This window comes from Elioraea sp. Yellowstone (assembly GCF_006704265.1).
GTDB lineage: Bacteria > Pseudomonadota > Alphaproteobacteria > Acetobacterales > Acetobacteraceae > Elioraea.
This window is the reverse complement of the sequence record NZ_VIKA01000029.1, coordinates 19,607-31,110: the sequence shown is the minus strand read 5'-3', so window position 1 is coordinate 31,110 and position 11,504 is coordinate 19,607. Positions and strand designations below refer to the sequence as shown.

General features: G+C 72.4%; 9 protein-coding genes and 1 pseudogene. 4 read left to right on the top strand and 6 right to left on the bottom strand.

The window, feature by feature from the left end; all coding sequences use genetic code 11:
• Positions 1-1,356, bottom strand: a pseudogene (locus FK498_RS06615) (hypothetical protein); the annotation flags it as partial.
• 548 nt (positions 1,357-1,904) lie between these two features.
• Between FK498_RS06615 and FK498_RS06610 the strand changes: the two are divergent.
• From FK498_RS06610 to dps, 3 genes are all read left to right on the top strand, one after another.
• A complete protein-coding gene (locus FK498_RS06610) occupies positions 1,905-2,858 on the top strand; it encodes a VOC family protein (protein WP_237560857.1) in 954 nt (317 codons plus the stop codon).
• Positions 2,859-3,003: 145 nt separating this feature from the next.
• Positions 3,004-4,098, top strand: a complete 1,095-nt coding sequence (locus tag FK498_RS06605) for a kelch repeat-containing protein (RefSeq protein WP_141852805.1) — start codon at positions 3,004-3,006, stop codon at positions 4,096-4,098.
• 100 nt (positions 4,099-4,198) lie between these two features.
• Positions 4,199-4,678: a DNA starvation/stationary phase protection protein Dps gene (gene dps, locus FK498_RS06600; RefSeq protein ID WP_141852803.1), complete on the top strand. Its 480-nt coding sequence runs from the start codon at positions 4,199-4,201 to the stop codon at positions 4,676-4,678.
• Between the two features lie 4 nt (positions 4,679-4,682).
• Here the strand turns inward: dps and FK498_RS06595 are convergent, their stop codons facing one another.
• Both FK498_RS06595 and FK498_RS06590 read right to left on the bottom strand, forming a co-directional pair.
• Positions 4,683-4,991, bottom strand: coding sequence for a P-II family nitrogen regulator (locus FK498_RS06595; RefSeq protein WP_141852801.1), 309 nt, complete (start codon positions 4,989-4,991; stop codon positions 4,683-4,685).
• 1 nt (position 4,992) lies between these two features.
• Complete coding sequence (locus FK498_RS06590; RefSeq protein ID WP_141852800.1) at positions 4,993-5,946, bottom strand: sodium-dependent bicarbonate transport family permease; 954 nt, start codon at positions 5,944-5,946, stop codon at positions 4,993-4,995.
• Positions 5,947-6,022: 76 nt separating this feature from the next.
• Between FK498_RS06590 and parE the strand changes: the two genes are divergently transcribed.
• Entirely contained in the window at positions 6,023-7,987 is a 1,965-nt protein-coding gene (parE, locus tag FK498_RS06585) for a DNA topoisomerase IV subunit B (protein ID WP_141852798.1), read from the top strand.
• Between the two features lie 3 nt (positions 7,988-7,990).
• On the opposite strand, the gene FK498_RS06580 is transcribed toward parE, so the two are convergent.
• The 3 genes from FK498_RS06580 to FK498_RS06570 are packed head-to-tail and all read right to left on the bottom strand — an operon-like array spanning position 7,991 to position 11,494.
• Positions 7,991-9,064: an ABC transporter ATP-binding protein gene (locus FK498_RS06580; RefSeq protein ID WP_141852796.1), complete on the bottom strand. Its 1,074-nt coding sequence runs from the start codon at positions 9,062-9,064 to the stop codon at positions 7,991-7,993.
• Complete coding sequence (locus tag FK498_RS06575) at positions 9,061-10,047, bottom strand: ABC transporter ATP-binding protein (protein ID WP_141852793.1); 987 nt, start codon at positions 10,045-10,047, stop codon at positions 9,061-9,063. Before FK498_RS06575 ends, FK498_RS06580 begins: the two co-directional genes overlap by 4 nt.
• Positions 10,040-11,494 (bottom strand): amidohydrolase family protein, encoded by a 1,455-nt coding sequence (locus tag FK498_RS06570; RefSeq protein WP_141852791.1) that lies wholly within the window; start codon positions 11,492-11,494, stop codon positions 10,040-10,042. Before FK498_RS06570 ends, FK498_RS06575 begins: the two co-directional genes overlap by 8 nt.
• Positions 11,495-11,504: the final 10 nt, after the last annotated feature.

Here is an 11,504-nt window from a genome sequence, read left to right as displayed (position 1 = left end):
GAACCAGGGCACGGTCGGGATCATGGCCGGCGGGGCCGCTGCGGACGGCGGGGCGGCTGCCAGGACGCGTTCGGCCGCGTCGAGCCGTGGCGGTTCCGGCTCGGCGAAGGGCGTCACGGGCGCGGGCGCGAGCGATGCCGCAAGGATCCGCTCGGCGAGGCCGAGCCGGGGTGCATCCGGTTCCTCGAAGGGATCGGGCGCCGGAGACGCAAGCGATGCGGCCAGGACCGCATCTGCCGCTTCCAGGCGCGGTGTCACGGGTTCGGGGAACGGCGCCAGGGGCTCGGGTGGCAGCGATGCGACGAGCGCCTGCTCGGCCAGGTCGAGCCGGGGCGCAACAGGCTCCGCGAACGGCTCGATCGCCTCCGGCGGCAATGATGCCGCCAGGACCGCATCGGCGGGCTCCAGGCGCGGCGCCTCGGATTCAGGGAACGGTGCCAGTGGCTCCGGCGGCAGCGATGCCGCCAGGAGCTGCTCGGCCGCGGCGAGCCGGGGCGCCACGGGTTCGGGGAACGGGGCCAGGGGCGCGGGCGCCAGGGCTGCGGCCAGGACCGCTTCGACCGCTTCGAGATGCGGCACCTCCGGTTCGGGGAACGGGGCCAGGGGCACGGGCGGCAGCGACGCGGCCAGGATCGCTTCCGCCGCTTCGAGATGCGGCACCTCCGGTTCGGGGAACGGAGTCAGGGGCGCGGGCGGCAGCGACGCGGCCAAGGGCGGTTCGGCAGGCTCCGGACGCGATGGAGCCGGAACCGGGGCGGTCGTCTCGGTCGGCGGCGCCGCGACCATCGCGGGATCGGTCGCGACGGCAGCGGAGGTGGCGGAGACCGGCGCCGCGCCGACCGGCTGGCCGAGCACGGGTACGGCAGAGACCGACGAGCCAGCGGCCTGCACGCGCGCGGACGCCTCGACAGGCCGCACGACGTCGGAGGGCGGCGCTTCCTCGCGCGAGACGAGGAGCAGGACGATGGCGGCGGTCAGCACCGCCGCCGCGGCGACCACACCGACACGGCGGGCGCGGGATCGCCGGACAGGCGCGACGGGCGCGCGCGACGACGGCGCAGCCGAAGCTTCCGGCGGCCGCGTCAGCGTCGCCGCCAGGACCGCGAGCGGCGGTTCCGGTGGGCCGGTCGGCGCCGAGGCCCGCGCGTGCTGCGCCGGCACCGGCTCCGCGGCAGCGGGCGGCTGCTCGACACCGCACTGTCCGGCGGCTGGTTCCCGAGGACGCTGCGGGGCGCCCGGCGCACGTGTGGGTGCGGCCTGATCGCGCGCGCCGAGCGCCTCCCGCATCGCCTCGATCCAGTCGCCCTCCTCGGGCAGGGTCAGCGGGTCCTGCCAGCCGAAGGCCTCGGTGAGCACGGCCGGCAGCTCCGGCAGGTCGGCGCGGCGCAGCCGGCGATGGATGATCGGCAGGTGGCCCGGGAACCGCCCGGCGAAGCCGGTCGTGGACAGACGCTGCCGCAGGATCTGCTCGGCCCCGGGCGTCCAGCGCGGTTCCAGCTCCATCAGCGCCAGCCCGATCCGGGGATGGGCGAGCACGATCTCGAAGGGCGGGCTGCCCGCCTCCAGCCGGCAGCCGTCCAGCACGCGCCAGCCGCCGCCGAGATGGCGATCGCGCACGCGCCTCTCGCCCCCACCCGTTCCGGTATCGGACGGGGCAACCGCCGCTTGGCCTCCTGGGTCGCGGAGAGGCAAGGCACCGCTCCAAGATGAGGTGTTCCGTCTTAATTATTTTACATTATATACTATTGCGTGCGGACCTTTCCACCCCCCACGCGCGACGTTTCGGACGCGGCGCCGCATCGACCAGACCGATGGGCACGATCCGCCGCGGTTCTTTGACCCGCCGCGCCCCATCCCGACATCGCGTGGCGACGACGGGCCGATCCCCGCGACGGAGGACTCTCATGACCATGGCCATCGGACGCATCCACCACATCACCGCGATCGCCAGCGCGCCCGACCGCAACCTCGCCTTCTACGAGGGCGCGCTCGGGCTCAGGCTGATCAAGCAGACGGTCAACTTCGATGATCCGGGCGTGCATCATCTCTACTACGGCGACGAGACCGGCACGCCCGGAACGATCCTGACCTTCTTCCCCTATCCCGGCGCGCGCGCCGGCCGGCACGGCGCCGGCCAGGCCGCGGAGATCGCCTTGGCGATCCCTGAGGGCTCGCTCGGCTTCTGGCAGGACCGGCTCGCGGGCCTGCGTCTCGCGGTCGAGGGGCCGGCGGAACGGTTCGGCGAACGCCTGATCGCGCTCAAGGACCATGACGGGCTGATGCTGGAACTGGTCGAGGACGAGGCAGCCGCCGCGCTGCCCGGCCGCGCGGCCGAGGGCATCCCGGCCGAACACGCGATCCGCGGCTTGCGCGGCATCGCGCTCTGGGTCGAGGACGCGGCCGGCACGGCGCAGGTGCTGAGCGAGGTGCTGGGCCACGAGCCGGGCCCCGTCGAGGGCAACCGCAGCCGCTTCGTCCATCCCGGCGCGGGGCTGGGACGCATCGTCGATCTGCGCGCTGTGCCGGGATTCTGGGCCGGCGCGATGGGCGCGGGGGTGGTGCATCATGTGGCGTTCCGGGCCGCGGACGACGCGGCCCAGGCCGCGGCGACGGCGGCGCTGGCCGCGCGCGGGATCCGGGTGACCCCGCAGCAGGACCGCACCTACTTCCGCTCGACCTACTTCCGCGAGCCGGGCGGGGTGCTGTTCGAGATCGCGACCGATGCACCGGGTTTCGCGATCGACGAGCCGGTCGCGGCACTGGGGTCGCGGCTGATGCTGCCTGCCCGCTACGAGCCGCACCGCGCGGCGATCGAGGCGAACCTGCCGCGGCTGCACCCCGCACACGACACGGCGTGAGACCGTCCGATGCGCGGCGGCCGCGAGACGATCGAACCTCGTCCCGGCAGGCCGCGGCTTGACGCGCGCGGATGTGAGCGCGGCCGTGTCTTTTCTTGCCCCCGCCACGGTCGCAGGCTGGGGACACATCCTCGGAGGACACGCCATGACGATTGCCCGCCGGACCGTTCTGTTCTCGGCGTTCGCCGCGCCGGCGATCGCGCGTGCCCAGGCACAGGGCGGACACGCGCATCACGACATGTTCCATTCGCTCCGCACGCCGGGCGCGATCCCGCTGCCGCCGATCACCGCCGAGCAGTGGGTGACCGAGAGTCCCGCCCCGGCCGGCCCGCCAGGCCGATGGGAGGCGCGCGCGCCGCTGCCGGTGCCGCGCAGCGAGATGGCCTGGGGGGTGGCGATGGGCGGACGACTGCACATCATCGGCGGCTACGGCAACCAGCGCGTCGATCGCAACTATCACCACGCCTACGACCCGCGCACCGACCGCTGGGAGGAGCGCGCGCCTGTGCCCCGCGGCGCCAACCACATCGCCGTGGTGACGCTCGGCGAGACCATCTACGCGCTCGGCGGCATGCTGGAACAGAACCGCACGCCCCACGGCGAGGCGTTCGTCTACGACGGACGCACGGATCGCTGGCGCGCGATCGCGCCGCTGCCGCGCCCGCGCGGTGCCGGCGCCGCGGTCGAGCTCGGCGGCAAGATCCACCACATCGGAGGCGCGGGCGAGGGTGCCGATCGCGCCTCGGTCGGCTGGCATGAGGTCTATGACCCGGCGGCGGATCGCTGGGAGCCGCGTCGGCCGCTGCCGGGCGCGCGCGACCATACCGGCACGGTCGCTCTCGGCGGACTGATCCATGTGATCGGCGGCCGGTTCAACGATTTCAGCCAGAACACCGCCCTGCACCACGTCTACGACCCGGCGACCGACCGCTGGTCGCTGCGTGCGCCGCTGCCGACGCCGCGTTCGGGCCAGGGAGCCGCGGTGGTGGACGGGCGCATCTACGTGTTCGGCGGCGAGGGCGGGGTGATCACCCCCCAGGGCGCACAAGGCAACGTGTTCGGCCAGATGGAGAGCTACGATCCGGCGACCGACACCTGGCAGCACCATGCGCCGATGCCGACCCCCCGCCACGGCCTCGGCGCGGCGGCGATCGACGGACGCATCTACGTCGCCGGCGGCGGACCGATCCTCGGCGGCAGCGTGCAGTCGGCCGTGCACGAGGTGTTCATTCCGGCGTGATGCGCAGGGCCGCGCGCAACCGCGCGGCGGTTGACGCGTCCTGCTGCGGGAACCATCTCCCGGTCGGATTGTCCCGTACGACCGTGCCGGAGAACGACTCATGCACAAGACCCGCAACGACCTTGCGGCGAACACGCGCAAGACCGTCATCGAGATCCTCAACGCGCGGCTCGCCGACCTGCTCGATCTCCAGCTCGCGCTCAAGCATGCGCATTGGAACGTGAAGGGGCCCCACTTCATCGCGCTGCACGAGATGTTCGACGCGATGACCGACAGCTACGACGCGCATGTCGACGACATGGCGGAGCGCATCACCGCCCTCGGCGGCACGGCGATGGGCAGCGTGCAGGCGGTCGGCACGGCGACCTCGCTCGAGCCGTGGCCCACCGACCTGTCCGACGGGCTGAAGGTCGTCGAGGCGCTGGCCGCGCGCACCGCGGCCGCGGCGAAGGCCGTGCGCAAGGCGATCGACGAGACCGCCGAGGCGGGCGACGCGGATGCCGCCGACATCCTCACGGCGCTGTCGCGCCAGCTCGACAAGAACCTCTGGTTCCTCGAGTCGCACCTGCAGAAGGGCTGACGCGTCAGGCGTACTTGCCCGGGCGCAGAACGGTCGCGTCCGACACCCAGGCGAACACGGCGTAGCGTGGGAACCAGTGCGCGGCGAGGCGGGCCATCACGGCCTCCGCCGTCTCGGCCCGGGCGACGGTCTCGATGCGCACGGTCGGCCCGTCGAAATCCGTCGGGCCCTCGGCCTCGAGCGCGCGCCGCCACACCCCCTCCCCCGGCACCACGTTCCAGCCGCGCACGCCCAGGGCGGCAAGGTCGCGCAGCAGGTGGTCGGCGACATCCGCTTCGGCGATGATGGTGATGAGCCTCAGCGTGCGCGCCATCTCATCCCGCTCCCGCCATCGCCGCGTAGAGCGGCAGGCCGATCGTCAGGTTGAAGGGGAAGGTGATCGTCAGTGCGGCCGTCAGCGCATAGCCGGGATTCGCGTCCGGCAGCGCGAGCCGCACCGCGGCGGGTGCGGCGATGTAGGAGGCCGAGGCCGCGAGCACCGCGAGCATGGTCGCCCCGCCCGGCGACAGCCCCGTCGCCGCCCCCAGCGCCGCGCCGAGCGCGCCGTTGACGACCGGCGCGGCAATCGCGAAGGCGAGCAGGAAAGGCCCGACCCTGAGCACGTCGCGCGCGCGCCGTGCCGCCATCACTCCCATGTCGAGCAGGAACAGCGTCAGCGCGCCGGGGAAGCCGGTGGCGAAGAACGGTGCCACCGGCGCATAGCCGCGCTCGCCGGCGAGCGCGCCGACGATCAGGCCGCCGAGCAGCAACACGATCGACTTGCCCGCCAGCACCTCGTGCGCGATCGCGGCGAAGGCGCCGTGGCCGCGGCGCGCGAGCAGGATGGCCACCGCGATGCCCGGCGCCTCCATCACCGCGAGCAGCGCCGGCAGATAGCCCTCGACCGACACCGCGGCGGCGGCAAGCCAGGCGAGCCCGGCGACGAAGGTGACCGCCGAGACCGATCCGTAATGCGCCGCGATCGCGCCCGCATCCTCGGCACTGAAGCGGCCGAGGCGGCGCAGCACCGGATAGCACCAGAGCGGGATCGCCGCGCCGAGCAGCACCGAGCCCAGCATGGGCCCCACGACCTCCGACGGCGCCGCGACCGAGAGCGCGACCCCACCCTTCAGCCCGATCGCCAGCAGGAGATAGATCGTCAGCCCCTGATGCACCGGGTCGGGCAGGCGCAGGTCGCTGCGGATCAGCTGCGCCGCGAAGCCGAGCCCGAAAGCGAGCACCATCGGCTGCAGCAGGTTGATGCTGAGAAGGGTCAGCGCGGAGTCCACGCGCGCTTCCTCGCACAACCGCTTGTGGTGGGGAAGGGCGATCGCCTACTGTCCCTGCCGGGGATAGGAACACAGCATGAACGACCTGTTCAGCCGCGGCGGGCGCGCCGAGGCCGCCTACACCGCCAAGGACATCGAGGTGCTGGAGGGGCTGGAGCCCGTCCGGCGCCGCCCCGGCATGTATATCGGCGGTACCGACGAGAACGCGCTGCACCACCTGGTCGCGGAAATCCTGGACAACGCCATGGACGAGGCGGTGGCCGGCCATGCGACCTTCATCGACGTGGCGCTCGAGCGCGACAACTGGGTGAGCGTGCGCGACAACGGACGGGGAATCCCGGTCGATCCGCACCCGAAATTCAAGGACCGCTCGGCGCTGGAGGTGATCCTCACCACGCTGCACTCGGGCGGCAAGTTCGGCGGCAAGGCCTACGCGACCTCGGGCGGGCTGCACGGCGTCGGCGCCTCGGTGGTCAACGCGCTCTCCGAGCGTCTGGAGGTCGAGGTCGCGCGCGACCGTACGCTCTGGACCATGGCATTCGCGCGCGGCCGGCCGCTGGGCAAGCTGAAGAATGCCGGCGCCGTGAACAACCGCCGCGGCACGACGATCCGGTTCCGCCCCGATCCGCAGATCTTCGGCGACGTGCGCTTCAAGCCCGCGCGGCTGTTCCGGATGTGCCGCAGCAAGGCCTACCTGTTCCGCGGCGTCGAGATCCGCTGGCGCTGCGATCCCGCCCTGCTCAAGGGCGGCGACGCCACGCCGGCCGAGGCCGTGCTGCACTTCCCGGGCGGGCTCGCCGACTTCCTCGCCTCGGCCACGGAAGGCGCGGAGATCCTCACCCCGCGCCCGTTCGCCGGCGAAGCGCCGATGGAGGGCGGCGGCCGCGTCGAATGGGCCGTCACCTGGCTGCTCTCCGGCGAGCCGTTCCTCAGCACCTACTGCAACACCGTGCCGACCCCGCTGGGCGGCACGCACGAGCAGGGGTTCCGCGCCGCGCTGGTCAAGGGGCTGCGCGCCTATGGGGAGATGACGAACAACCGCCGCGCGGCGCAGATCACCGCCGAGGACGTGATGGGCCCGGCCGCGGCCATGCTCTCGGCCTTCATCCGCGAGCCGCAGTTCCAGGGCCAGACCAAGGAGAAGCTCACCACGCCGGAGGCTGCGCGCTGGGTCGAGGCGGCGGTACGCGACCGCTTCGACCACTGGCTGACCGCGGACCCCGAGGAGGCGGCGAACCTGATGGCCCTCGCCCTCTCCCGCGCCGAGGAGCGGCTCGCGCGCAAGGAGAACGCGACGGCCGCACGCAAGACCGCCACGCGCAAGCTGCGCCTGCCCGGCAAGCTCGCCGACTGCGCGCGCGAGGAGCGCGAGGGCACGGAGCTTTTCATCGTCGAGGGCGACAGCGCCGGGGGGTCCGCCAAGCAGGCGCGCGACCGCGAGACCCAGGCGGTGCTGCCGCTGCGCGGCAAGATCCTCAACGTCGCCTCGGCCTCCGCCGACAAGCTGAAGGCGAACCAGGAGCTGAAGGATCTGGTCGAGGCGCTGGGCTGCGGCACGGGGGCGCAGGCGCGGCCCGAGGCGCTGCGCTACGGCCGCGTCATCATCATGACGGATGCCGACGTGGACGGCGCGCACATCGCCTCGCTCCTGATGACCTTCTTCTGGCGCGAACTGCCGGAACTGGTGCGCCGCGGGCGCCTCTTCCTCGCCCAGCCGCCGCTCTATCGCCTGGTCGGTGCTGGGAAGACGGTCTATGCCAAGGACGATGCCGACCTGGAACGGGCACGCAGGGCGTTCAAGCCGGGCACGCGCATCGAGGTCAGCCGCTTCAAAGGTCTGGGCGAGATGCCGCCCGCCGTCCTGCGCGAGACCACGATGGACCCGCGCAAGCGCACGCTCTTGCGCGTGGTGATGCCGCCGAGCGACTTCGCCCGCACCCAGGAGATCGTCGAGGCGCTGATGGGGCGGAAGCCCGAGCTCCGCTTCGCCTTCATCCAGGAGAACGCGCGCACCCTCGAGGCCGAGGCGGTCGATATCTGATCGTTACGCCGCACGCGCCCGCCGCGCCGCATAGGCCGCAAGCCGCTTCGCCACCGCCGCGGACGGCGGGTGCGGCGCGAGCGAGGGGATCACCGGTGCCGGAATGCTCTCGGCGAGATGGCAGGCGACGCGATGCCCGGGTGCCAACTCGCGCAGCTCCGGCCGCTCCTGCCGGCAGCGCTCGGCCGCATGCGGGCAGCGGGTGTGGAAGCGGCAGCCCGACGGCGGATTCATCGGACTCGGCACGTCGCCGGCGAGGATGGCCTGCGATCGTTTCCGTGTCGGATCGGGCACCGGGATCGCGCCCAGCAGCGCCTGCGAGTACGGATGCCGCGGCGCGCGGTAGAGGTCGCGCTTGGTCGCGGTCTCGACGATCTCGCCGAGATACATCACCGCGATCCGGTCCGAGACGTGCCGCACCACCGCGAGATCGTGCGCGATGAACAGGTAGGAGAGGCCGAGGCGCTGCTGGAGATCCTTCAGCAGATTCACCACCTGCGCCTGGATCGAGACGTCGAGCGCCGAGACCGGCTCGTCCAGCACCATCAGCCGGGGGCTCACCGCAAGCGCGCGCGCGATGCCCACGCGCTGGCGCTGGCCGCCCGAGAACTCGTGCGGGAAGCGCTCGGCGTGATAGGGCGCGAGGCCGACGAGGCGCAGCAGTTCGTGCACGCGCGCGCGGCGCGATGCCGCATCTCCGATCTCGTGCACCTCCATCGGCTCCTCGAGGATGCGCCCGACCGGCATGCGCGGATTGAGCGAGGCATAGGGGTCCTGGAACACCGGCTGGATCTGCCGGCGGATCGGCTTCAGCGCCGAGGATGGGCGCTTGGCGATGTCCTCGCCGGCGAACCGGATCACGCCCGAGGTCGGGTCGAGCAGCCGCAGCACCAGCCGCGCGGTGGTGCTCTTGCCGCAGCCGGACTCGCCCACCAGCGACAGCGTCTCCCCCTCGGCGAGATCGAAGCTCACGCCGTCGACCGCGCGCACGGTGCCGACCCGCCTGGTGAACACGACGCCACGCTCGACCGGGAAGTGCTTGGTCAGGCCGCGAACGGAGAGCAGCTTCTCGCTCATGCCGCGATTGCCTCCACCGGGGCGCGCAGACAGGCCGCGACGTGGTTCGGCCCCACGGGCGCGAGTGGCGGCAGGGTCTCGCGGCAGCGCGCATCGGCGAACGCGCAGCGCGGATTGAAGCGACAGCCCGCCGGCAGGTTGAAGGGCGGCGGCACGGTGCCCTCGATCGCGAGCAGCCGGTCGGGCTCGTCGTCGAGGCGCGGGATCGAGCCGAACAGGCCAAGCGTGTAGGGATGCTGCGCGTCGCCGAACACGGCCGTGGCCGGGCCGCGCTCCACCACCTTGCCGGCATACATCACCGCGACCTCGTCGGCCATCTCGGCGACCACGCCGAGATCGTGCGTGATCAGCACGATCGCCATCCCGGTCTCGGCCTGGAGCGCGCGCAGCAGGTCGAGGATCTGCGCCTGGATCGTCACGTCAAGCGCGGTGGTCGGCTCGTCGGCGATCAGCAGCCTGGGCTGGCAGGCGAGCGCCATCGCGATCATGACGCGCTGGCGCATCCCGCCCGAGAGCTGGTGCGGATACTCCTCGGCGCGGCGTTCGGGCGCCGGAATCCGCACGCGCCGCAGCGCCTCGATCGCGATGCCGCGCGCCTCCGCCCGCGAGACATCGCGATGCGCAAGCACCGCCTCCTCGATCTGCCAGCCGACGGGATGCACCGGATTGAGGCTGGTCATCGGCTCCTGGAAGATCATGCCGATCGCGCCACCCCGCACGGCGCGCATCTCGGATTCGGGGAGTGCGAGCAGATCCCGCCCCTCGAACAGCACTTGGCCGCTGGCGATCCGCCCGGGCCGCGGCACCAGGCGCATCACCGACAGCGACAGCACGCTCTTGCCGCAACCCGACTCGCCGACGATGCCGAGCGTGCGGCCGGGGGCCACCGAGAGCGACACGCCGTCCACCGCCGGCACCTCGCCGGCCGAGGTGCGGAAGACGGTGCGCAGGTCGCGGATGTCGAGAAGCGGCGCCTCAGACATACTTGAAGGTGGGCGGGCTGATCTTCTCGAGCGGACGGTGCGCCCAGTCGCGCTCCGGCACCTTGGCGATCATCCGCTTCTGCGCCTCCTCGAGTGCCGCCGCGGCAGCCGGGTAGTCGATCGTCAGGCACCTGCCGTCGCGGACCACCTCGGTGCCGTCCACGACCACGCTGCGGATCGCCCGGTCGGCGGCGGCATAGATCAGGCTGCGCACAGGATCGCGCGCCGGACGCATGCCCGGATGGGTGATGTCCACCAGCACGAGATCGGCGCGGCAGCCGGGCGCGAGCCGGCCGATGTCGTCGCGCCCGAGTGCCGCCGCCCCGCCGACCGTCGCGGCCCCGAACAGATCCTCGCTGGTCAGCGTGCGCGGGGTCTCGGCCATCATGCGCGCGGCGTAGGCGGCGAGCCGCATCTCGTCGAGCATGTTGTGCGGATAGGTGTCGGTGCCGAGGCCAAGCCGCACGCCGCGCCGGCGGTAGCGACCGAAGTCGCGCAGCATGATCCCGCGCCGGGCGAACACGGTGGGGCAGTGCGCGACGGTCGTGCCCGTCTCGGCCAGGAGATCGAGATCGCGCTCGGTATGCCAGCGGGTACGCGGATGGTCGTCGAGGAAGATGCCGTGGCCGATGATCGTCCGGTCGGACAGCGTGCCGAGATGGTGCAGCCACTGGATCGGCGTCAGCCCGTGGCGGCGGGTGATCTCGTGGAACTCCACCACGCTCTGCGCGGCGTGGATCTGCCACGAGATGCCGCGCCTCCTCGCCTCCGCGAAGCTGTCGCGCAGGAGGTCGGGCGTGCAGGTGTCGATCTGCGCCGGCACCGCCATGCCGAACAGCCGGCCGGAGGGATGCTGCTCGGCGCGCTCGATCAGGCCGAACGCCTCCTCCATCGCCTTCACGCCGGCGGCCTCGTCCCACTCGTACTCGACGACGTGGCCGTTCCTGGTGAACCAGCGCGCCGAGCGGAACATGGGTGCTACGCAGACGCGCATCCCGCTCTCGCCGAGCAGGTCGAGCCAGCCCGGATGCGCCATCGACAGGTCGGCGACCGTGGTCACGCCCGAGAGCAGGAGCTCGGCCAGCGCCACCCGCACGCAGGCCTGCACGCCCGAGGGGTCGCCGCGGAAGATCGGCAGATACTCGTAGAGCGAGGAGTTGTAGAGGCCGGGCGAGCCGACCTCGTCCGTCAGCCCCTTGTTCATCGGCTCGGACGAGGGATGGCAATGGATGTTGACGAGCCCCGGCATGACCATCAGGCCCGCCCCCTCGATCACCCGATCGGCCGCACCGTCGTAGCCGCGGCCCACGAAGCTGATCGCGCCGCCGCGGAAGGCGACATCCGCATCGGGCATGTAGACATGGCGCTTCTCCGTGCCGTCCCACGCGATCGCGAAGGAGGCGCCCTTGATCAGCGTCGTCGTCTCGGTGGCAGGGTCCTGGGTCATGCCGGGTCTC

Bases quoted from the DNA above. Each gene is read 5' to 3' on its own strand.
- FK498_RS06575 (WP_141852793.1), bottom strand. From the start codon at position 10,047: ATGTCTGAGGCGCCGCTTCTCGACATCCGCGACCTGCGCACCGTCTTC.
- FK498_RS06605 (WP_141852805.1), top strand. From the start codon at position 3,004: ATGACGATTGCCCGCCGGACCGTTCTGTTCTCGGCGTTCGCCGCGCCG.
- dps (WP_141852803.1), top strand. From the start codon at position 4,199: ATGCACAAGACCCGCAACGACCTTGCGGCGAACACGCGCAAGACCGTC.
- FK498_RS06570 (WP_141852791.1), bottom strand. From the start codon at position 11,494: ATGACCCAGGACCCTGCCACCGAGACGACGACGCTGATCAAGGGCGCC.
- parE (WP_141852798.1), top strand. From the start codon at position 6,023: ATGAACGACCTGTTCAGCCGCGGCGGGCGCGCCGAGGCCGCCTACACC.
- FK498_RS06595 (WP_141852801.1), bottom strand. From the start codon at position 4,991: ATGGCGCGCACGCTGAGGCTCATCACCATCATCGCCGAAGCGGATGTC.
- FK498_RS06610 (WP_237560857.1), top strand. From the start codon at position 1,905: ATGACCATGGCCATCGGACGCATCCACCACATCACCGCGATCGCCAGC.
- FK498_RS06580 (WP_141852796.1), bottom strand. From the start codon at position 9,064: ATGAGCGAGAAGCTGCTCTCCGTTCGCGGCCTGACCAAGCACTTCCCG.